General features: G+C 66.0%; 18 protein-coding genes and 2 pseudogenes. 10 read left to right on the top strand and 10 right to left on the bottom strand.

All coding sequences use genetic code 11. The features are described 5' to 3' along the window. Positions 1-221 precede the first annotated feature (221 nt). Both ACZ4AA_RS35345 and ACZ4AA_RS35340 read left to right on the top strand, forming a co-directional pair. Complete coding sequence (locus tag ACZ4AA_RS35345) at positions 222-1361, top strand: YcaO-like family protein (RefSeq protein ID WP_467611771.1); 1140 nt, start codon at positions 222-224, stop codon at positions 1359-1361. Continuing rightward, complete coding sequence (locus ACZ4AA_RS35340; RefSeq protein WP_467611768.1) at positions 1358-2818, top strand: TfuA-like protein; 1461 nt, start codon at positions 1358-1360, stop codon at positions 2816-2818. The genes ACZ4AA_RS35345 and ACZ4AA_RS35340 overlap by 4 nt, the downstream gene beginning before the upstream one ends. Before the next feature lie 244 nt (positions 2819-3062). On the opposite strand, the gene ACZ4AA_RS35335 is transcribed toward ACZ4AA_RS35340, so the two are convergent. Continuing rightward, the gene (locus ACZ4AA_RS35335) at positions 3063-3515 is read right to left on the bottom strand and encodes a MarR family winged helix-turn-helix transcriptional regulator (RefSeq protein ID WP_467611765.1); all 453 of its coding nucleotides are present in this window, start codon (positions 3513-3515) and stop codon (positions 3063-3065) included. Positions 3516-3655: 140 nt separating this feature from the next. Between ACZ4AA_RS35335 and ACZ4AA_RS35330 the strand changes: the two genes are divergently transcribed. Then, complete coding sequence (locus ACZ4AA_RS35330; RefSeq protein ID WP_467611762.1) at positions 3656-4354, top strand: DJ-1/PfpI family protein; 699 nt, start codon at positions 3656-3658, stop codon at positions 4352-4354. A 115-nt stretch (positions 4355-4469) separates the two neighbouring features. Further along, positions 4470-5414 (top strand): DsbA family protein, encoded by a 945-nt coding sequence (locus tag ACZ4AA_RS35325; RefSeq protein ID WP_467611759.1) that lies wholly within the window; start codon positions 4470-4472, stop codon positions 5412-5414. Between the two features lie 237 nt (positions 5415-5651). Here ACZ4AA_RS35325 and ACZ4AA_RS35320 read toward each other — a convergent pair whose 3' ends face one another. After that, on the bottom strand, positions 5652-6899 hold the full coding sequence (locus tag ACZ4AA_RS35320; RefSeq protein ID WP_467611756.1) for a CynX/NimT family MFS transporter: 1248 nt from the start codon (positions 6897-6899) through the stop codon (positions 5652-5654). A gap of 445 nt (positions 6900-7344) precedes the next feature. On the opposite strand from ACZ4AA_RS35320, the gene ACZ4AA_RS35315 reads away from it, so the two are divergent. From ACZ4AA_RS35315 to ACZ4AA_RS35305, 3 genes are all read left to right on the top strand, one after another. Next, positions 7345-8328: an NADP-dependent oxidoreductase gene (locus tag ACZ4AA_RS35315; protein ID WP_467611753.1), complete on the top strand. Its 984-nt coding sequence runs from the start codon at positions 7345-7347 to the stop codon at positions 8326-8328. An 80-nt stretch (positions 8329-8408) separates the two neighbouring features. Then, positions 8409-9281: a class I SAM-dependent methyltransferase gene (locus ACZ4AA_RS35310; RefSeq protein WP_467611750.1), complete on the top strand. Its 873-nt coding sequence runs from the start codon at positions 8409-8411 to the stop codon at positions 9279-9281. Between the two features lie 295 nt (positions 9282-9576). Further along, positions 9577-10197 (top strand): GNAT family N-acetyltransferase, encoded by a 621-nt coding sequence (locus ACZ4AA_RS35305; protein WP_467611747.1) that lies wholly within the window; start codon positions 9577-9579, stop codon positions 10195-10197. Positions 10198-10869: 672 nt separating this feature from the next. Here ACZ4AA_RS35305 and ACZ4AA_RS35300 read toward each other — a convergent pair. Then, positions 10870-13347 (bottom strand): LuxR C-terminal-related transcriptional regulator, encoded by a 2478-nt coding sequence (locus ACZ4AA_RS35300; RefSeq protein WP_467611744.1) that lies wholly within the window; start codon positions 13345-13347, stop codon positions 10870-10872. A gap of 741 nt (positions 13348-14088) precedes the next feature. Here ACZ4AA_RS35300 and ACZ4AA_RS35295 point away from each other — a divergent pair. Next, complete coding sequence (locus ACZ4AA_RS35295; protein WP_467611741.1) at positions 14089-14304, top strand: hypothetical protein; 216 nt, start codon at positions 14089-14091, stop codon at positions 14302-14304. A gap of 361 nt (positions 14305-14665) precedes the next feature. Here ACZ4AA_RS35295 and ACZ4AA_RS35290 read toward each other — a convergent pair whose 3' ends face one another. After that, positions 14666-15115: an ATP-binding protein gene (locus tag ACZ4AA_RS35290; protein ID WP_467611738.1), complete on the bottom strand. Its 450-nt coding sequence runs from the start codon at positions 15113-15115 to the stop codon at positions 14666-14668. A gap of 484 nt (positions 15116-15599) precedes the next feature. Between ACZ4AA_RS35290 and mauJ the strand changes: the two genes are divergently transcribed. Next, positions 15600-16472, top strand: coding sequence for a methylamine utilization protein MauJ (gene mauJ / locus ACZ4AA_RS35285; RefSeq protein ID WP_467611735.1), 873 nt, complete (start codon positions 15600-15602; stop codon positions 16470-16472). 95 nt (positions 16473-16567) lie between these two features. Here the strand turns inward: mauJ and ACZ4AA_RS35280 are convergent, their stop codons facing one another. Both ACZ4AA_RS35280 and ACZ4AA_RS35275 read right to left on the bottom strand, forming a co-directional pair. Then, positions 16568-17308, bottom strand: coding sequence for a hypothetical protein (locus ACZ4AA_RS35280; protein WP_467611732.1), 741 nt, complete (start codon positions 17306-17308; stop codon positions 16568-16570). 70 nt (positions 17309-17378) lie between these two features. After that, the gene (locus ACZ4AA_RS35275) at positions 17379-18188 is read right to left on the bottom strand and encodes a hypothetical protein (RefSeq protein ID WP_467611729.1); all 810 of its coding nucleotides are present in this window, start codon (positions 18186-18188) and stop codon (positions 17379-17381) included. Positions 18189-18657: 469 nt separating this feature from the next. Here ACZ4AA_RS35275 and ACZ4AA_RS35270 point away from each other — a divergent pair. After that, positions 18658-19002: pseudogene (locus tag ACZ4AA_RS35270) on the top strand (helicase associated domain-containing protein); the annotation flags it as partial. Positions 19003-19102: 100 nt separating this feature from the next. Here the strand turns inward: ACZ4AA_RS35270 and ACZ4AA_RS35265 are convergent. From ACZ4AA_RS35265 to tpg, 4 genes and pseudogenes are all read right to left on the bottom strand, one after another. Continuing rightward, positions 19103-19285 carry a DUF6308 family protein gene (locus tag ACZ4AA_RS35265; RefSeq protein WP_467611726.1) on the bottom strand — a complete coding sequence of 61 codons (183 nt, stop codon included), beginning with the start codon at positions 19283-19285 and terminating at the stop codon, positions 19103-19105. Between the two features lie 176 nt (positions 19286-19461). Continuing rightward, the gene (locus ACZ4AA_RS35260) at positions 19462-19893 is read right to left on the bottom strand and encodes a hypothetical protein (protein ID WP_362395182.1); all 432 of its coding nucleotides are present in this window, start codon (positions 19891-19893) and stop codon (positions 19462-19464) included. 49 nt (positions 19894-19942) lie between these two features. After that, positions 19943-21211, bottom strand: a complete 1269-nt coding sequence (locus tag ACZ4AA_RS35255; RefSeq protein ID WP_467611723.1) for a WD40 repeat domain-containing protein — start codon at positions 21209-21211, stop codon at positions 19943-19945. Positions 21212-21383: 172 nt separating this feature from the next. Further along, positions 21384-21942, bottom strand: a pseudogene (tpg, locus tag ACZ4AA_RS35250) (telomere-protecting terminal protein Tpg). Between the last annotated feature and the right edge of the window lie 5 nt (positions 21943-21947).

Here is a 21947-nt window from a genome sequence, read left to right as displayed (position 1 = left end):
TGGAAAGAGGCACTGAACCAGTTCTCACTCTTCTTCGAGAACCGGCTCAGCATCCAATGACACCAACCGACTTACACAAGATCCCTGACACGCCCTGATCGTCGGCTGATCTGCCAACGCGTATGAGGGCGTCCCCGGTCGGTGTTTCACGACTGGCCATCCGACCGCGGCGCCCTCTGGCGTATGCGCCAGGGGAACGACACATCGGTGGTGAGGCAGTGATGGCAGGTGTCGCCAAGTCGGTGACGGCAGGGACGCAGCACACAGTTCGCCCAGAAGAGACGTGGGCAAGAGTGGCGCCGTTGCTGCCGGCCATGGGAATCACGCGGGTGGCGGAACTGACCGGCCTGGACGTGGTGGGAATCCCGGTGTTCCAGGCGGTCCGGCCGAATGGGCGGACGCTGTCGGTGGCTCAGGGCAAGGGCGTGACAGCTGAGCTGGCGCGCGTGTCTGCGGTCATGGAGGCCATCGAGACCTGGCATGCGGAGGAGGCAGAACTCGCACGCGTGGAGTGCACCGTGGCGGAGATGGCATCGCTGCTGCCGTACTCGGTGTTCGATCTGCCCCGCCCACCGCGGTCGGTGTTGTCGCCGGGCTCGCGGTTGCGCTGGGTGATCGGCCGGTCGATGGGCGAGGGGAATCCGGTGTGGCTGCCCGAGGCCTGCATACGGATGGACAACACCGACCCCAACGGGTGGAGCCCGCCGCTCCTGAACTCGGACTCCAACGGCCTGGCCAGTGGCAACACCGTGGAAGAGGCATTGCTGCATGGGCTGTACGAAGTGCTTGAGCGTGATGCCCGGGCCCGCGTCGAGGAGAGTGGCCGCAGCGGTCTTGAGGTCTCTCCGGGCACGATATCGGGCACAGCAGCCTCTCTGATGGATCGCTTCGCGGCAGCGGAGGTGCTGGTCCGTGTACACGACTTCACTTCTGCGGCAGGACTGCCCTGCTACGAGGCGTGGATCTGGTCGGCGGATCTGCCGGTGGGCTTCGCCGGCTGGGGCTGCCACCGGGACGCCGATGTGGCGCTGTGCCGGGCCTTGACGGAAGCCGCACAGTCCCGCCTGACCCTGGTGGCCGGAACGCGGGACGACCTGCCCGAGGAGGCCTATCACTGGATGGAGGCCCGGTCCCGGCTGCGTCCCCCGTTCCCCCCGTCCGCGCCGGCCCGGTCCTTCCCGGCGCCGTCCAAGACCATCTCCGTCAATGGCTTGGCGGAGGATCTCCATGCAGTCGCGGCCGTGGTGGCCGAACGGGCCTCCGGCGGGGTGTTCTGGGTAGACCTGACGCGCCCGGAACTCGGGATCCCGGTGGTCCAGGTGGTGGCGCCGGGCCTTCGCATCGTCGAGGACTACCGATGACCATTTTTCTGTTCGTCGGTCCCTCGCTGCCCCGCGCGGTACGGGAGCGCTGTGCGGGACGAGCCGTGGAGCGGGCCACAGGGCAAACGGTCGAGCGCGTCGTGGTGTTGCCCCCGGTGGCTGCTGGTGATCTGCCCCGTCTGGACGCCCGTCCGGGCGACACGGTCGGGATCATAGACGGGTTCTTCTACCGACGACCCGCGGTGCGGCACAAGGAAATCCTCGACCTGCTCAACTCCGGAGTGCAGGTGCACGGAGCAGCGAGCATGGGCGCTCTCCGGGCCGCCGAGTTGTCCCCGTTCGGCATGACCGGGCACGGCCGGATCTTCACCGATTACCACCACGGGACGATCACCGCGGACGACGAGGTGGCACTGATTCACGGCACAGAGGCCGAGGACTACCAGAGCTACACCGAAGCGCTGGTCAATGTCCGCTACGCCCTGGCCGACGCCGCAGCCCTCGGCCTGCTCTCCACCTCGGTCGCCGAGACGGTGCTGTCCGCCGGGGCACGGCTGCCGTTCGCCGAACGCACCCGCACCGCGCTCCTGACCGCCGCCGCACGCGACGGCATCGGGGAGCGGGAACTCGCAACTGTCGACGAAGTATTGACCAGCGCGCCGGACGCCAAACGAACCGACGCCCTGGCCTTGCTGGAGTCCGTCCTGGACTCAGGCGCACGCCTCGAAGGCAGCGGCGAGCAGACATGGCGGCTGCGGGAGACCCTGCATCTGCGCCAGTGGCGGTCGTCCGCCAGAGGCAGCCACGACCCGGTGGCCGGGTGGGTGCCCGAGAAGCAGGTACACCAGCTGGCCCAGATCCTGGCTGTGGACTACCCGGCTTTCCGGGAACGGGTCGCTGTGCGGCATCTGGTCGCCCAGCACGCGACTGCGAGTACCGCCCAGCACTCCGAGGAACGTGTCGGACTGCCTTCCCCGGCGGACGATCTGCCGATGGCCGGCGTGGTGGAACGGCTGCGCTTCCTCGGCCTGCTTGCCCCAGGGGCGGACACGGATCCCGGCCTGGACCGGTGGTGTACGGCCGCCGAACGGGACCTGCCGGACTCGGTGCGCACCGCAAAGGCCGCAGCCCGTGCGCTGTTCCCTCATCCCGCGCTGCTCTGGCATGACCCGTTCCTTGCCGAGCTGAAGAGCACCGGGGCCCATCTGATGGTGCGTGAACGGCTGGTGAGCTGCCTGCGGTTCAACCGAACGCTCCGGATGCAGCGTCGCACGCTGCACATGTCCCAGCTACGGGCGGAGAACATTCTGGCGCACTTTGCCCAGCGGTGGGATCGCGACGACCTGGAGGATGCGGTCCTGGAACGGGGCTTCGCCACCGTTGAGGACTTCCTCGAGTGTGCTCGCTCCTTCTATCTGTACGACAAGGCCCACCCGGACACCAGTCCGCTGATTCTCCAGACTGCGGCAGCAGGCGACGGCGTGGGGAGCGGGTAGTGGGTCCGGCCGTGCCAGCATCCGGAGGGGGCTGGATCGTGCCTGTGCGCGCATCCGGTCCGTCCTGCACGCGGGCGAGCCACGTCGCCTCCGCCGGCAGCGCGGGGCGTGGTGGGTGGGGAACTCCTGTCCAGCATCGGGACGGGTACCACCGTCCCCTTCCTTTTTCGGACGCCGAGAGCGGGCTGACCATGCTGTGTGTCCTGGACGCGCTCGCCTTCCCCGGACTCGCTCCGGCCGAGGTCTACTGGGCGCGGGGGCGTCCGACCTTGCGCAGCAGGTCGGCAAGTTGTTCTTGTTCCTGAGCGGTGAGCGTGTCCAGGTCGTCGACGATGGTGCTCACATATGCAGGCATGGTCTCCTCCACCACCGCGCGTCCGGCATCAGTGAGTTCGATCATGACGACCCGGCGGTCATGCGGGGCCTTCTCGCGGCGGACGAGGTCTCGCTTCTCGAGGTTGGAGATGACGACCGTGAAGTTGTTCGGACTCTTCAGGTGCTTCTCCGCCAGGCGCCCGGCGGGCAGCGGGCCGAGGTAGTACAGGCTCTCGAGTGCCCCGAACTGGCTGGTCGTGAGACCGGCGGCGGTCAGGGGTCCGCTGGTGCGGGCCTCCACAGATGCGGCCGCCCGGATCAGCTTGATGAAAAGGTCCAGCGACCGCTTCTCGCGGGCACTCCCGTCGAAGTGCGTCGGCATCGCACACCCTCTCCGTCACCTTGTCCGGCCGTGGCAGGACCCTATCCCGAAAAGTTTTCGTTCCAATTGGAATAGTCATGAACCATGAGCATGTTGGGAGGAGCGAACGGTTCAGCCGTCATCAACCAAGGAGCATCACCATGAGTGACATCAAGAAGGTCCTCTTCCTGGCCTTCCCGAACGTCGGCGAGCAGGACCTCCTCGCGCCCTGGGAGCTGTTCAAGGCGCTCTCCTACGATCTCAGCCAGCAGGGCGAGTCCCTCGAGGTCACCCTCGGCAGCTTCGACGGCGGGACTGTGACCACCCACATGGGTGCGCAGCTCCAGACCGAGAAGGTCGCGCCCGAGGACCGCTACGACCTGGTGTACGTCCCCGGCGGCATCGGCGGCGGCGCGGCCTCGCGCGACCCGCAGATCCTCGACTTCATACGGACCCACCACGACGAGGGCCGCTGGGTGGCCGCCAACTGCGCCGGTGTCGGTGTCGTCTTCCGCTCGGGCGTCCTCGACGGCACCCGGTTCCAGGCGGCCGCCGTCCTCGGCCGGCGGCTGAAGGAACTGGGGGCGGACGTGGCCGAGCCGCGTCGCGCCTGGTCGGTCCTGCCCGAGGCGAAGGTCTTCACCGCCGGCGGCGCCGCCACGGTGCACCCGAGCACCATCGCGCTCGTCGCCCACCTCTTCGGCGAGGACCGCGCCCGGGCGCTGGCCGGCACCTGGGACACCCTGCCGCTGCACGGCGAGTCCCTCTTCGCCCTCGAAGGCCCGGTGTCGAACGACGACGAGACCTTCGTGAAGGGCCTGCGGGACGGCATGGAGAAGGTCTTCCTCCCCGAGGACTGATCCATCCGGCGGAGGGGCTGTGCGAGGTGGAGGACCGGCCTCCTTCCTTCACCGCCCCTCCGCCGCTACCAGCCCCGTGTACCCCTGACGCCACGCCAGAACAACGGGGACACCCATGAGTCAGTCCCCTCAGACCCACGACGGGGGCGTGTGCGACCTCGAGTCGGGCGTCTGCGCCCTGCCCCGCGACGACGCCGCCCTGCCTCAGGCGACCGCAACGTCCCCCGGCCCGCAGACGGGCCTCACGCACATCACCTATGTGACCGACCCGATCTGCTCGGCGTGCTGGATCCTTGAGCCCGCCTGGCGGTCTCTCACGGAGCGCTACCGCGACCTCGTCGAGGTCAGCCACTTCTACGGCGGCCTCCTGCGCGGCTGGCAGGGTTTCCATGACGCGGGCAACGGAATCCGGCGCCCCGAGGACGTCGCCCACCACTGGGACGAGTTCGCCGAGCGTTCCGGCCAGCCCATCAACTCCTCCGTCTGGTGGAGCGACCCCATCGACTCGTCGTATCCGCCGAGCATCGCGCTCGCCGCCGTCCGGCTGCTGGCTCCCGAAGCCGAGGAGGCCTTCCTGCGCCGCATCCGCGAGGAACTCTTCCTGAACGGTCGCAACATCGCCGCCCCGGAGCTCCTTGAGACGCTGGCCGCGGAGCTCGGGCTGGACGTTGCGTCGTACCGTCGGATCGTCGAGAACGGCGATGCCACATCCGAGTTCGAGCGCGACCTCGTCCGCACCCACGAACTTGGCGCACGAGGCTTCCCGACACTGATCCTCGAAGGACCCGACGGCCGTATCGTCCTGCATGGCTGGCTGGGACCGGACCGCCTGGAAGAGGCATTCCTCGCCGTGTCCGGAACGGCCCGCCGCCCTCCGATCGCCTCCATCAGCGGAGCAACGGACCGGCTCGGCACGGGCACTTCCCTTGAGTACGCCGCGCTCATGGGCAAGTCCGTGCCCTACGTGGAGCAACTGCTCACCGAGGCAGGCGCGGACCTCCGCGTGGTCGGCAAGGGCAAGGCCTGGTCGCCTCGGCCGCGAGACCGCAAACCGGCCTGACCGTCACAGCGGCCCTGGACGATCACGGAGGTCTCCGCCTGCGGCCGTGCGGGATGCCCATACCGCTCCTGTCGAACCGCCTTGGGGCGTTCGGCAGGAGCGGTGCGTCGACGCAGTTCCACTTGGGGGTTGACACCAACCTGATCCCCGAAGGCTTACCAGCGGCCCTGCACCAGCAGCACCGAGCGCACCGCGGCCCTGACAGGCCTCCAGGTGCACACCTGCGCTTCGGTCCGGTCAGCCGATCTGACGGTCTCGGCCGGCCAGCCAGCCGGCCACGAGCTGAGGCAGCATGAGCAGAGCCATCAGGACCAGCGGCGCCCGCCAGCTCCCACTGTGCTGGTAGAGCGCTCCGACCAGAATGGGGCCGGGGATCGACAGCAGGTACCCGGCACTCTGGGCGAAGGCTGACAGGCCAATCACCGTGGCGCTGTCGCGTCCGCGCAACCCGATCATCGTCAGAGCCAGCGGGAAAGAACAGTTGGCCACGCCGAGGAGCACAGCCCACAGCAACGGCGCCGCAGCCGGTGCGGCCCACAGACCGGCGTAGCCGGCGATCCCGACCAGTCCGATCGTGACCGCGACCCCGCTCTGACTGTGCAGCCGTCCAGCGACGGCAGCCAGCACGAACGACAGCGGGATGCCGAGCACCGAAGTCACGGCGAACAGCAGCCCCGCGGTCTCGGCGGACAGACCGGCATCGCGGAAGATCTGAGGCAGCCACCCGATGACGACGTACGCAGCGGTGGCCTGAAGGCCGAAGTAGACGGCGAGCGCCCAGGCCATCGGGCTACGGGTGATACGCATACCGGGAGCGGTCGCCGAGCCCGGCGTGCCGGAGGCCGTGTCCGACATGCGCGCGACGGGACGGCGGGCAAGGAGCAGCCAAGGGGGTACGGCGACCACCGCGATGGCAGCCCAGGCCCCCAGGCCGACCCGCCAATCACCGCCGAAGGCCTCGGCCAGCGGGACAGTGACGGCGGCAGCGCTCGATGCTCCCAGGTTGAGGGCCATGGAGTACAGGCCGGTCATCATGCCGACCCGGTCCGGGAAGCGTTGCTTGACGACGACGGGCAGCAGGACGTTGGCCACCGCGATCCCGGCGAGCGCGAGGGCGCTCAGAGCGACGAACGGGCCGGTGCCTCCGCCGAGCGGTCGCACGGCAAGGCCGGCCGCAATCGCCGCCATGCCGGCGGCGATGACACGGTCGGGCCCGTACCTACGGGCGAGACGGGGCGCGGCGGAACCGACCAGCGCGAAGCACGCCGCGGGCACGGAGGTGAGCACGCCCGCTGCGGTGGCGCTCATCCCCAGGCTCGAACGGACCTCTTCGAGAACCGGGCCGAGGCTGGTGACCGCAGGCCGGAGGTTGACCGCGGCCATCAGCAGGGCAACGACGGCAACGCGGCGCACCCAGAGCGCGGAGCGGGCCGTACCCGGCTGTGCTTTCGCACGCCGGGAAGCCACGGGTTCCTCGTTCGGCATGGCTCGACCCCTATGATCACGCGCCGTGGCAGACAGCCGTCATGTCATCGGAACCGCGGCCTTGATCTACCGATAGCAGTCTCCATCACCCTCCGCCGCCACCAGGGTCCATGCTCCGGGCGTGGCTGGAGGGATCAGCCGAAGAGGCGATCCTGCCTCCTCCACCGCCCGGGTCCATGCTCCGGCTTGCCGCAGCGGGACTGCGGTGCCCGTCCGAGGGCTGGGCCCGTGCCAAAGAAGGCACAGCAACGACGGCAACTGCTGCCGACGCCACGACTACGGCCCTTCCTACTCTGCTCATTTCCACCGTTCCTGACTGATGCTGCGAGGCTCTTCATGGTGAGCGGGTGAGGCGAATGGGCCTCATGAGCTCATCCTGCCCGCGGAGTCCTGTGGCACCTGAGTAATCAGTGCTCATCCCGCAACCGCAACACCTCACTGCTGGATGGTGGATGGTGAGCACGCACTACTCATATCTCCCTGGTACAGGTCTGATATCGATGAACACATGCGCCGAGTAATACAGAGCAGGTTGGGTGGCCCGGACGTCCTCACGGTTGTCGAGGCTGATGTGCCAGTACCAGGACCAACAGAGGTTCTGGTCGAGGTGAAGGCCGCCGGCGTGAACCCTGTCGACTGGAAGATGCGCTCCGGCGGAGGCTTGGGAGACCTGCCCTTCTCGGTCGGCTGGGACGTCTCAGGAGTGGTGGCGGCCGCAGGCGCCGGTGTGACGCGTTTCAAACCGGGAGACGAGGTCTTCGGAATGCCCCGGTTCCCCGCTGAGGCAGGAACCTACGCAGAGTACGTGACCGCTCCATCGAGACACCTTGCCCTCAAACCGCCTCTCGTGAGTCACCCCCAGGCAGCGGGCCTGTCCCTCGCCGGTCTCACCGGCTGGCAGGCGCTGGTGACGGTCTCTGGGGTCGCTGCCGGGCAGCGGGTGCTCATTCCGGCGGCCGCCGGAGGCGTGGGCCACCTCGCCGTTCAGATCGCCAAGGCCCGCGGCGCCTACGTCATCGCAACAGCCAGCAGAGCAAAACACGACTTCGTCAGGGCACTTGGCGCCGACGAGGTCATCGACTACCGGAGTTCGGAAGTGGGCGCCCGGGTGAGAGGCGTGGATGTTCTTCTGTCCACAGTCGCTGGGCAGATCCGGGAGCTGGCCGCCGTATTGGTGCCCGGTGGTCGGATCGTCGCGCTCAACGGCGCCGATGCGGAGGCAGTTCAGTGGGCCGCAGAGAAAGGTCTACGAGCCGACTTCATGCTCGTGGAGCCTGATCGCGCCGATCTGGAATCCTTGGCTTCCCTCGCAGAAAAAGGTCGGCTCACGGTCCACATCGACACCGTGTTTCCTCTCGACCAAGTGGCCGATGCCCACCGGCTGGGCGAGGAAGGGCGAACTGTCGGGAAAATCATTCTGGTTCCGTAGGTGCCCGATCACACCGATGACGTGCCGCTCCGCAAGCCGACAGAACCGCCACTGTCCACCTGGACCCGAGGAGGTCTTCCATGGCTGCAGACAAGGCTGAAACCGCGGGCGCCCCCGAGCGGCGCGCAGAAGGTGCTGCTCACGGACTCGCCGCCAACAGGGCCCTGTGGGACGCCCTGGCCGAGTTCCACGGGACCGATCCTGATGACCGGTCGTACGACGTGGAGTCCTTTCTCGCCGGCCGGCAGACATTGCGTGGCATCGAGAAGGAACTCGCCGGTGACGTAGGGGGCAGGGACCTGCTCCACCTGCACTGCCACTTCGGCATGGACACACTGAGCTGGGCACGCCTGGGCGCACATGTCACCGGCGTGGACTTCTCTCCCCGAGCAATCGCCAGGGCACGCGCACTGGCCGAGCGCGCCGGTCTGGCCGCGGAGTTCATCGAGGCGGACACCCAGCACCTGCCAGACACCCTGACCGGCAGATTCGACCTTGTCGTCGCCACCTACGGAGTCCTGTCCTGGATAGCGGATCTGGCCGCGTGGATGGATGGGGCGGCGGCAGCATTGCGGCCGGGCGGCCGACTGGTCCTCGTGGACCTGCACCCGGTCTTTCAGACGGTCCTCACTTTCGAACCCTTCGTCGCCGACTGGCCCTACGGCGGCGGTGCACCTCAGCGCGACGCCATGACGGGTACCTACGCCCATCCCCACGCTCCGCTGGAGCCGCAGGAGTCGACGCAGTACCCCTATTCGGTCGGCGAGATCGTGACAGCAGCCGCTTCGGCAGGGCTGGTCGTGGAGCAGCTCGGCGAGCACACGGAGACCGATACCGACGGGCGCCACATTCTGCCTCAGGGCCCTGACGGTCTCTTCAGGTTCCCCTTCAGCGACACCTACTTGCCCATCCTGTACTCGCTGAGCGCTGTCCGGCCGCGCCGGGACCAGTAGATGACCGGCCTTTTCAGAATGAGACCGGGTGGTGTGAAGCGGCTTCAGTCCGCGAGACGACACACAATCTCCTCGTCCCGCCGGAGCAAGTAGTGAGGTAACCCGCCAGTTTCAGCCTCTCCGTTATGGCGACCGCACGCGGCAGGAGCACGGCTGGCGCCCGGTGCCCGACCGGGTGCACCTCACGGGCTCCGCACCCACGCAACGGTGCGTGCATGCTCGTGGGTGACCTCCGATCACCCCACCCAGTCAGCAGCCCGGCAAGGGCTCTCCTTGTCCTGTTCGGAAGGTACGCGTGAACCGCTTGTATGAAGAACGAAGCATCAAGCGTTGTACGTCATCGCAGATCGACGCAGCGCTGCGGGCCGAGGTCGCCGCGCATGCCGAGGCACGCCAGCCCGGCGACACCGTCACTGGGGCGACGTTGTCACTCTCTCCGCTCCGCTTCTCCCCGGACGAGATGCGCGAGGTCGTCGCCCTCTATGAGAGCAACCCGGAGTACTGCAGCGCAGCCGGCGAATACGATCCCGAGCACATCGAGTCCGATCGGGTTCAAGCGGACCTGCAGGAGGAGGCCGACAGCGAGGGCTGCGAGGTCCTGATCGCCCGCGACGGCCAGGGCCGGCTCGTCGGCCTGCTGTGCCTGCTTGACCAGCATCCCACGGACGGCCATCCCTGGATCGGGCTGTTGCTCGTACACGGCAGCCTTCACCGCCAGGGTGTCGGCCGACGGCTGACTCGCCTCGTCGAGGACCGGTTCCGCAACGAGGGCCGGGACGGAATCCGGCTGGCCGTGCTGGAGAACACCCCGGCCTCTTTGTCCTTCTGGAGTTCCCTGGGCTGGCATGAGTGCGATCGTCGTGCCGACAACCAACGCGGCCGACCTTGCATCGTCATGCACAAGCAACTCGTCTGAACTCTTCGGAACCGCTCGCTGCCCACTCCTGCCGGCCGAGCGACGAGCGTCGACAGGAGTGGCGTTCACCGTCCACGCCGGGCGAGCATCGAGGAGGACGCAGAACGACTCGCTGCCATCGAGTAGCAGCCGTTCAAGGGCAAGGCGCGCTGGTCGGGGACTGATAGGAAGCGCCGGGTCGACTTCCAGGTGGAGACTCCTGATCTTTCCGCGAGAGAAGGCGACCGCGCACCAAGCTCTGGCTCCGGATGAAGCACCTCGCCGGTGGGGGCGGTGACGACCTGATCATTCCCCCTGTGGCGCGCTGCTTGGCCGAGCAGTCGCCGCGGCCGTCGCCGACCAGGTCGCACTCGGCGAGGGTCCCGTCCAGCGGCACCACGTCCGGATCGCTCTCGCGCAGGCCTTCAGCAGGCCAGCACGGGACGGCCGTGACGCAGCCGTGGGCGGTACCGACGGATATCCCGAACCCGGCCGCGGGTGCGCGCGAGGGCACCTCCCTCAACGGCGCGGGAGCCTCGTGCGTTGCGGTCCCTCGCCCCAGTAGGTCACCCGTTCAGTGGCCACGCTGAAAACGTGGATGGCATCGATGAAGCGGCATATCGGCAGCTGCTGGCGTGGGCACGGCAGCACAGGAGGGCGGGAACCGCCACAGTCTGAAGCGGACCGCCAGGCTCAGACGTCCCCGTTCAATGTCTTCTTGAGTTCGGATCGGTTGGAGACTCCGAGTTTGCCGTAAATGTTGTACAGGTGATTCTGTACCGTTCGACGGGAGATGGAGAGGCTCTCTGCGACGGCTTGAGCTGAAGCTCCGGTGGTGGTGAGAATGGCTATCTCCCGCTCGCGTGAAGTCAAGGCCGCGGCAGGTTCGATAGCGGTGTCGAGTGCTGGAGTACGCGCTCCGTCACAGCGCGTTGCCAGAGCCGCTGTCTGGTTTGCGGCGGCTGTGGCCTTCCGTGTTTCACCGATCCGCCTCCACGCCGCGGCAGCGGTGGCCGCAGCTTCTGCCGCCAGGAGGTCTGCTCCCATACCCTCGAGTTCCGTGGAAGCGGCCATCATTCCGGCTGGATCGTCGGCGGCGAGGGCCTTCACATAGCGTGCGCGTGCAGCCGTGAATGCTCCGTCGCAGCATGTTGCGAGTTCAGTCAGTCTTGCTGTCACACTGCGCGCGTCACCAAGGCGGGCAATGTCGGTCAGCAGCGCGGCCTCCGAGTTGAGGACACCTGCCTCCCTGGCTTCATTGGCGGCGGCGGTCAGTACGCTGCGCGCCGCGACGAGGTTGCCATTGGCGACATGCAGCCAGGCGGTCGCCAGCGTGTTCTCGCCGACGAAGAGTCCTACGTCCGGGTACTGTGCGGCTTCCGCTATGGCTTTCCGTGCTCCGTCAGTGTCTCCCAACTGTGCAGCTGCGGCCGCGAGTCCGGAGAGGGCCCACCTCATTGCCAGGCCTTGGCCATGGGTCCTCGCCAGTGCTGCGGCGTCGGCATACCAGTGGCGTGCAGAGCCGGGATGACCCGAGAGCCACTCGACTCGGGCAAGGTGCATCGCAGCCCAGACATTCGGGATTGCCGCTCGTGCCGCCAGCACCTGTTCCAGTGCACTGAGGCCGACGGCTCGGGCCTGTTCCAAACGACCTGACTCGGCGAGAGCGAGGATGAGGCTGTTCAACTGGGCGGCAGGGTGAAGGTAGAGAGCCTGATCGTTGTACTTCAGATTGATGGCATACGCCCGTTCCGCGGCGTGGATCGCCTCATCGGTACGCCCCCTCATGGTCAGGGCGGGGGATTTGAACATCAGCGCGATGAGCCAGGCGTTGATTTCCTTGGTGCCCGAGGGTTCATGGGTCATGCTCTCGATGCCCGCGAGCCCAGCCGCCGGGTTCCCGCAGGCGACGAGTATGGTCGCCTCTGCTGAGAGGATCTTGAAAGTGCCTGATGGAGTGTCGACGCTCTTCTTGGCCTCTTTTATGATGGCCAGCGCTTCAGCCTTTCGGCCTTCCGACCAGAAGAGATTCTGGACCCGGGCAAATACTACGTCGAGCAGGTCCTCCTCGTTCGATGCGAGCGACTGAGCCCGGACAAGCACTTCTTCGGCCCGATTGATTTGGCTGGCCTGGACCAGGGAGTCTCCCATGAGGAGGAGGAAGGCGATGTCCCGATCCCCATCCGGAACGGCTTCGAGCAGCTGAAGGGCCTGTTCGTAGTTATGGGCATCGCGCGCCATTCTGGCCGCCCGGTACAGGACTTCCTTGTCCGCACTTCCTGTGGCCTCCACTCTCCACACAGCAGACTTAAAGAAGTCATCTCTCCGCCGGAGCCCGAATGTCTCCAGAGCGGTCATCTGACCGAGGAGAATCTGACGCCTCCTGAAGAGGGGCATATTCCCCTGTATCACCTCACCGTAGAGTGGGTGCGCCAGGGCGACGGTCACCCTCTGGCCGTCGAGAGTTACGTCAACAAGCCCCTCATTTTCCAGCCGAATGAGAATTTCTCCCTCTTCGGAGGAGGGTGAGGAATCGATGAACGCTTCGCCACAGGTGGCAATTACCTCGAGCAGCGATCGGTCGTCGGCCGAGATGGAGGAGAGCCTGGAAAGTATCAAATCAGCCAGTTCGGGAGTTGTGGCGCCAAAGCCGTCACCGCGCACGACCTCCCAGACTTCACCGTCATTCTTCAAGGAATTTGATTCAATGGCCGCTAGGACAAGTTCACGCAAGAAGAGATGATTCCCGCCACTCTTGAGATACAGCTCGTAAGATACGCGCCGGCTCACGGAACCGCCCAGAACGGCTTCCAGCAGTCGATGGGTTGTCGCTTGGTCCATATGTTTCAAGTAGATACGAGCAAGAGGGTATTGCTGCGTCAAGACCCTCGAATCGACCTCCTCGGCGCCCCCTGTTCGGACAGTCGCCACCAGGAATACGAGATCTGCATCCAATAGACGCTGCAAAATAATACGAGAAGACGGGTCGAGGAGAGGCAGGTCTTCGACGAGCGAAATGATGCGGTTCTTTTCGGAACTCAGACTCACCGAAATAGCAGAAAATATCTCCGCGAGGTCCGTTGCTCCGTTCCCCGAGGGAATCATGTGGGTTATGGCGCCGAAAGGCACGTTAGATGCGTTCCGGGTGGCAGTTACCCGTATGACCTTCATGCCCAAGCTTGTTGCCCGATTGGCGCATTCGCCGGCGAGTCGGCTCTTCCCTACACCCGGCAGCCCATGAATGGCGAATCCTTTACAGCCTCGATCAGAAATAGATCTTTCGAAACTGAAGATTTCCGCTTCCCGCCCCACCAAAGGCCAATTACCCAACCGGATTTTACCCATCTGTAACCCCTCTCACCGCCAGCGTGTGCGGTGTCGCGCACGCACAGCATACGCGAGCCCCTTGTATCGCGGCAACAGAAGGCCACTCCGTTATTGCAAGGCAATCACGTGAGGCAAATTCTGGGGTTTGATCGAGAGTTCTATTTTGCAGGGTCCAGATTCACCCCCGGACGGGGGGGTACAATTGATCACTTCGATGTTCAGTTCCAGGGGTATTGAGTCGAAACTGGCGGGTTTCCTATTCGATCCTGTATCGGGCGTGGCGGGCTCTGAAGCAACCGCAGACGATGTGGGGGTTGGCTCTGTCCGCGGGGCAGGAAGCGCCGGGTTTCACGGGCGAGAATGTCGGCGGGGGTAGCCCCTGCGCCGTGGACGTGGTACTTCAGTTCGGCGTACAGCAGATCGGCGGGGCTGAGTTCGGAGCTGTAGCTACCGCGACCTGACCCAGGCCACGCATGCCCAGCTCGGCGGGGCTCCGTGCCGACCGAGGAGTCGCGTAACCATCACCGGATTGCCCAGCCGACTCTGTGCGCGCAGCCCGAAGAACCGCTGACAGAGGATGCGATCTTGAGGGTGGACACCCACGAGGGCGCGCATCTCACCGCCGTGATCACCGAGCTCGGTACGCTCCTGGCCCACCAGGAGCTCCCGGCCACCATCGCCGGATACCGCCGGCTCCGTTCCTGGGACAGCTCTTTCGGCACCCTGCGTCGAGCCGGTTGGGGGCCTGCCGATCTCACGCTCGGGATCATGTGCTCAACCCGACGCCGCAGGCAGGCGTAGGCGGTTGCTGCCCGAACTGAACGCTGAGAGGACAGGTAGCCGCGGCCACTCCGCCCGCCCCATGACGAGCAGGCGGGTAGCCACTCGCATGATGAGCCGGACAGGCTGCAGGTCCGGAAGGCGCTCGTTCGCCCTCTCCGTCATTTTGTCGAAGGATGTCGTCCATCAGGATCAGCACACCACTGGATGCCGCACTCACGCCCCCTCCGCAGACGACAGAGCGTCCGAAGGCGGTTACATGATGGTTCACTGGCCGACGCGAAGTCGGCTGCACGCTCACGAGGTACCTCCAGAAAACCCCGGACTGGTCCAGTCAGGTCCGGCGGATCGGCACAAGCCGGATGCCCGGGGTGCTGAGCAGTCAGGCGGCATCAAAGCTGGCCCAGTGGTCGATGATGCCTTCAGTTTCGCGTCCGGCTCCGGCGTGGGTAGCGAGGGCAGAGACGATCATGTCGCCGCGGCCGTGTTCATCGGCGGGCCGGGCGGCTGCCCAGTTGTCCGGGTCGACCTCGGGGCCCCCGTCGCTGACATGAACTTGGACAGGCCCGGAGCCTTCGGCGGAGGCGTGCAGGTGCAGCACGACAGGCGGCAGGGCATGGGAGACAGCGTTGGTGACGAGCTCGGAGATGACCAGGAGCGTGTCGTAAATCTGGTCGTCGTCCAGTCCCCACTCGGTCAGAACCGGGCGGGCCTCGTGACGGGCCGAGGCGGGAGCGAGGGGTCCGTGTTCCAGAGGCAGGCCGAACACGCGCTCACCGGTGGAAGCAGCATGCAGTCCGGAACGTTGCCGCCGACTCGAGATCGTGGTCACGGTCATCAGAATCACTGCCTGAGGAGCTGGAATGAATTTTCTGGCCCTTCCAGAACACCTCGAACCACCACAGAATCCATGAGCAATCCATACCCATACGCAAAAAGATCTTGATGTACGGGATCGCATCAACTGCCGCAGAGCTCCAGTCACCACTGCGGAGGGACACCAAGGCGCCACTTCTACCTCGTGCCGAAACGACGCGACCAGACACAGCGCTCTGCGGCAGAGGGAGAACGACGTTCACCGCCGGACTTGAGCCCAGGTGCAACGCAACCCACCCCGGGCTCAAGGGAGCCAGCGGCCGGAGATCCCACCGGAAGAAATCCTTGACGTCGGCGAATCAGGTTACCCGGCGCTCACTCACTGGCATCTCCCCCTCCATCAGTCGCGTATCGGACCCTGTGCTCTTCGGGAGCAAGGACGCCAAGCACTGGTTGGAGAAGCGGAGGCCCTGCCCACGCGGGCTGCATATCCTTCCTGCATGGTGCAAGGAATCAACTGGCCGAGTCTTGCCTACGGCGTCCGCATGCCGGGTATAGGCATCGAGGAATTCGAGGCCGACGGCAAGTGGGGCATGCATGAGCTCTCCGAGCTGGGGCTGCTCGTACCCCTCCCCCTCAGCGCGGAGGGGTTCTACGACGCTTCCCTCACGGCGCCGTCACTTGAGGACGTGCTCTTCGTCGCGGACTGCATCGCGTTCGACCACGACTCCCCCACGGTCGTCACCCCGCTTCAGGAGCCAGCCACCGCACCCTACGAACCAATCGGGCACGACCGCCCGTGGCTTCCCGCCAATCGCACCTACCGTGACACCCTGGACTCCGTCGCCCAGCAGGCCCATGAGATCAGGTACACCGACATGCTGCGGCTGCGGTACGGCACGTACAACGATCCGCTGGCCCGGTTCAGCCGCCGGTTCGCAGCTCGCACCGAACCGCTCGCCCTTTACGCCATGGCCATCAGGCACGTTGACCTGCTCGCCGAGTACATGGGGCTGTACCGCGTGCTGGAAGCGCCGCGGAGCAGCAACGGCATGGACTTCATCACCGACCACCTCGCTTCCCTCGAGGGGTACGACTTCGGGAAACTGCTGACCATTCCAGCGTTTCTCCCGGAACATAGCGAGGAGCCCATCGAGGTGTTCTCCGTACTCAAAGAACGCACGCTCGGTCGTGTGGAGGCTCTCACAACCGCCGGCATCGATACCGCCAAGCACCTCTACGCCATCCGCAACGGCCTGGCACACGGCAAGAAGGATCTCATTCTCAACGACTTCGGCAACGCAGTCGACGCCGTGGCAGCCGACCTGCCCCTGCTGAAACTCCTGGCACGTATCGCTGTCGAACAGGGCTGACCACCCCTCAGCCGGACTCATCCAAGGACCGTGGGGCTGTCACCATTCCAGCGAAACCGCATGCGCGGCGGCCGAGGCAACTACTGCCGCCGTGCCTAGGGTGTCATGCCCGATGGTTGCAGGATCGGGTTCCAGGCGAACCAGTCCAGGTTCTCGGCGCCCAGTTCCCACGGGGACTCCAGCAGCAGTTTCCCGGTTGCCTCAAGGTCCGCGGTGATAGCAGCCGGAGCAGGGCCGATACGGGTCATCAAGTCGCCCCGTGTACGCAGGAAATCCTCGTCCTCGCCGCGCAGTCGCCGCATCGCCGCTTCCACACTGGTAGGCCATTTCGGCATACCGTAGTGGTCGGCGTGAGTCCCGAGCTGAGGAGCGCCGACGAAGACAAGGAAGTCGTCCGGCGGCAGTCTCTTCTCGAAGTGCCTGAGCATGTCGATGCGCTGTTTCACGTGCTTCTTGATCTCTCCGAGGAATCCCCAGCCGAAGTCCGTCAGGGTCCCCTCGCATCCCGGCCAGACCATGTCCCGGTCCAGGACCAGGTCCTCCAGTTCATAGAGACGGAACTGGTCGTCGGAGCCCAGGGCTTCGAACGCCTGCCGGGTGAGCCAGGTGTTGCGGGCGAACATCGTCCCGTCGTGCAGTGCCTTGCGCCGGCCGGTCGGACGGGAGGCGTGCGCGTCCTCAATCGGCCCGTTGCGCCACACGGACTGGACGAGGCCGTGGGCGGCCGCCCACCGCAGTCCGTCCTGCGCCTCGAAGACGCCCATCTCCTTGAGGCGCTGCCGTGCCCAGTCCAGCGCATCCTGGATGTCCTCGTCCACCGGCGCCCTCTCCCCCATGGTTTCCCACTCCTCCTCTTCCCCTTCGGTGTTCCTTCCCATCTGTGCGATGCAGCGCCCGTAGGAAGGGTCAGATCGTACGCGGCCTCGCCGACGCTTTGGCGTCGTCATCTGCGACAGCCGTGGCGTCCGCCGGGCCGCTCGCAGACAGACCGGGCCGTCGGAAGGCTGCGCCGAGCGCGTGCAGTTCAGCGCGACGGGCCAGCATGAGTTCCTCTGGCTGGCGCAGAGCGGTGTCCAGGACCCACACCCCGCGGCGGAACGGCTGGAAGCCGATGCTCTCCCACAGCGCAGCAATCTTCTTCTTCGCCTGGCGGCGATAGGCCTCAGTGGCCTGCTCGCGGTCCTCGGGGTACTCGCTCATGGCCGGGAACGCCGCTACCGCACAACAGCCGCCGGACAGACGGCGGATCGCCTCAGCGGCCAGGACGGGGCCCAGCCCGAAACCCCTCCACGCCGTGTCGAGGCTGACACGGTCGAGGATCAGTAGATCGCCGACGGGATGGGCGACCGCCTTCTCGAACGCGGCACTGTAGCCCGTGCGGCCGGCTCGGCCGAGAACAGCCGAGACGATGACCTCGAGGTCGCCGGATTCGGCATCTGCGACCTCCCATCGGTTGCCCCCTGTGTAGTCACGCAGCCTCCACAGGATCAGGTGCCCGATCTCGGTGCCCGCGGCCGGAGCGCGGCTATCCCCGCCCTCTTCGTTCTCCCACTCCTCGTCGCCCGCCGTCCCGTAAGTGATCGCGACGTACCAGGACTCCAGAGTGTCCTCGTAGTCGTACGGAACTGCGGGATGTCCGTGACCGTAGTGCAGGTGAAGACGGCCGGGATCGCCCGGGAGTTCACTGACCGGCCGCTTGGGCCTCGCTGATGCCATGCCTCAGAGACTAGGAGCGGGCACTGACAACCCACCGGGAAACGGTACGAACAAGACCGTGAGGAGACCTCAATTGGACTGAGCACCACCGCTGTTCCGCCTGCTCGCGGATCGATCCGCGTCGTTGGTACGCCGAAAAACGGCTTCCTCGAAGCAAGCCGATACAGCTCGGTCAGCTCTGACCGCGTCTCGGAAGGACACATGCTCGGCCCCGCCGTCACGACCCGCCGGACCACCCTGAGCGGCACAGACCAATCCACCTGAGCCACGCAGCAATAGGGAAATCTCTCGGCGATCACTACATTCCGAAACGATCACCAAACGCACATCTCAGAGCCTCGCCAGCTTCCGAACTTCCAAGGAAACCCCAGCTCAGATCCACACGGCTGACGGCAAGGAATCCTGAAACGATCACTAGATTCGCAGGTCAGAACATCGCTCATCCAGTGATCTCTGGCGGATTTGTCACTGGGCGCAGCTTTCCACCGAGCAGCAGGAGCGGCTGTCCCGGCTGGGCGTACAGCCCGTCCAGACGCCGTCTCCCGCCCGGGCCGCCACGCGCACGACGAAGGGCCCGAGCAAGGCACAGGCGGCGTTCCAGCGCGGCCTGGCGGCCCTCACACAGTGGGTAGAGAGGGAAGGCGCGGACCGACCGGTCCCGCGCGGGCACAGCGAACAGATCGTGGTCGATGGCGAGACGGAGCCTGCGGCCGTGAAGCTGGGCGTATGGATCTCCAACACCAAGACCCGGCGGGACAAACTCAACGCAGAACAGCAGGACGCACTACGGGAACTGGGCATCAACTGGATCTGACGGTCGTCGGCAAGGCCCACGCCAGCGTGGATAGTTGTAGCCCTGCGCCCGGTGTCCCATCCACACACCATGTCAGCCACCCCTAGCGCACTGACGTGACCTACCGCAGCCCGGCCAACTGGCGGTGCAGCGCACCGTCGTCCTCGCGCAGCGCGGCGTGCAAGCCCAGCCAGAACGGGCGCGGACGGACGACAGCACAGCGCACGACGCGGTCGTAGACCGGCAGCAGCCGCGGACGCTTCCTAACCAGGAGCCTCCCCCGCGATCGCCTACTCGATATCAAGGGGTGCCAGGCCCGGTCCGCCGGCGCCCCGGGGGCAGGTCGGACACATCGTCACCGCCACAGATCAACTCAAGAGGCACCGTGCCGTCGCCACGCGATACGACAAGCTGGCGGTCCGTTACGAGGCGACCGCCTGATCGCTGCCATCAACGAGTGGCTGTGATCGGCGCCTGTCGCTAAAGCTCGTGGTCCTGGGCCAGCTCCTCCCAGCGAATGCTGCGCAGCACAGGGTCGGCGTCCTCGCCCGACGGGACATCCAAGCCGGTCTGGAACCAGATCACGGTGAGAGCGGAACGGTGCAGCACCGGGTCGAGTTCAGGGGCGACCGCTGTCGAGCGGAAGACGCCGATGCAAGCCACGGAAGGAAGCACCTCAACGGGACCGAAAGCGCCGGCAGTCCCGTCCGGGTACTCGCGGGAGGGCGGAACCAGATAGACCGGCGTAGAGGGAAACGCACGTTCAGCGTGCCGCTGAAGGCTCCTGACCTTCATCTCGTTGACGGGCTTGCACGGGTAGCCCTCCAGCAACCCTCCATAGGTGGAAGACATTCGCAGCTCGGCGAGCTCGATCGAACGTCCGGACGAAAGGGCTATGTGGCTCAGCGACATGCCGACACCTTACGCACAAGATCCACTTCCGATACACGGCATAGTCGGCTCATTCGGACTGGACCTGTGCTGCGTTGATGGCGGCTTGAAGCTGAAGCCAGGTGGGATCTGTGGAGCTGGCCGCAGTCGTCGTTGCCAGATCGTCTGCTTCCCATGTGCGGGTTCCGTCGGTCAGGACAAGGTGCGTCTCCAGGTCGTCGGCGTCGTCCGGAACCTCGGCGGTGGTCTTCAGGAACGCCGCGGCCGCAGCCCTGGAAGTGTCCCTGTTCGCAGTGCAGTTCTGCGTGGAGCCGGAGAGCACGGCCACGAGGACCAGATCTCCTCCGCTGCCGGCAACCAAGAGCTCGCCGGTGGCTGTGGCGGCCAGCGTGGACAATCGGGATCCGGTCAGCACATCGTGCTCGACCGCTTGCCGAGTTTCGAGGTCCACCTCGACCAGCACTCCCGCGGGTGTTGCAATCCACAGCACACCCGGTCGCGCACCGAAGGCAACATTGTGACGCGACCAGGCTTGCATCTGATCAAGCCACTCCTGCGGGTACGGATAGCCAGGGCTGGGGTCGCCGAGGGTTGTGGTCAGAATCCGGCGCAACGAAGGAAACTCGAAGACCTCCACCGAGTTGTCGTAGGCGTTGCCACGAACCGCAAGGTGACGTCCGTCCGCGCTGAAGAGCGGAGTCTCGTAGCCGTCACAGTCCAAGATCAGCGCCCGGCGGAGCGGCCGCATCATGGCAGGCGCGGTCCCCTGATCGACTCGCGCGAAAAGGCAGTGCGTGGCCCCTTGGTCACTGCTGAGCGTGGCGACAAGTCCGCCGCCGGGATGCTCTGCGACTCCTGTGTCCCAGCGGGGTCCGGGACCGATGGTTCCGGCGGCAAGGTCAAGGACGTCCGAGCTCTCCCAACCACCGCCTTCGTCGCGAAATGACGGTGAAGCCCACAGGGTCTGCCCGTCCGGGCTGAAAGCCAGGCTGCGGTAGAAGGCGAAGGCTGGAGCACCTTCCAGCTCGGAGACCCCAGTAGGAGTCCATTGCCGCAGTCCGTCTTCCCCCGCCACCACAAGCAGTGGCTGGTCCGGATGCCACGCAACAGCAGGCGTCCGCTCTGCTCGCTCCCACCCAAGGGCATCTCCATAGGCCTTCGACGTGAAGCCCACGGAGCCGAGTTCGCGTAGCTGCCCCGTGCCCCAGTCCCAGATGTGGACTGCTGGACGCTCGGAGTCCGAGCAGGCCACCAGCGGAAGCCGCGGATGACATCTCAGCTGTTCAAAGGAGCGTTCGCCGCCAACCAGTCCCCGTGCCACTACTTCAAGATCAGTCACCCCAGCACCGTAGTTGTCGCCGGCCTGCGCGGCGAGGCCCTCACCGGCATGCGCTCCCTCGCGTCGGTCGTGCACAGAAATGGGAGCATCGGCCCCGCCAACTCAATCGCTCACCCGCCAATTGAAGCGCTCAGTCTCACAAATGTGTCCTCGCGGCTGTGCGGGGCAGGAGCTACAGGTCGAACTCCAGGTGCTCGACGTCCGTGAAGCGGACTTCTTCCAGGCTTCCGGCGCGGCGGCCGCCGTCCTGGAAGTAGACCTCCTTGAGCGCTTCGGCGGCGATCTCCTTGAGCTCGCGGTCGCCGGCGCTGGCCTGCTGGGCGTCGAAAAGGCGGGCCGCGTACTGCGGCGGGAGGGCGACGGTCAGGTGGCGGATGCGGTCCTGGTCCGTCGACCCGATGGGGGCGGTGTAGCCAAGGCGGGCGCGGGTGTCGATGACGATGCCGCCGGTAGTTGCCGCCTTCATGCGGGCCTTGGCCCGGATCTGGGGCTGCCAGCGGGCTTTCACCTCGCGCTCCAGGCGTGCGGCCAGGTCCGGCCGGGGCTTTTTTGATCTGGTCGTTCACGTACCGCTCGACGGTGCGCTGGGAGATCCGCAGCATCTGGGCCACCGCCTTCGTGCCCTTGTACTGCTTGACCAGGTAGCGCATCTGCGCGGGCGCGGTCTTGGGCGCCGGGCGGGTGAACGCCTTGTGCACCGCGGCGTCCAGGCCATCCGCGAACATGCTCATCGCCT

The sequence above is a fragment of the Streptomyces sp. NPDC024698 genome, assembly GCF_055559015.1.
Note: the sequence above shows the minus strand (reverse complement) of the source record. Positions and strands in the feature narration are given on the sequence as shown.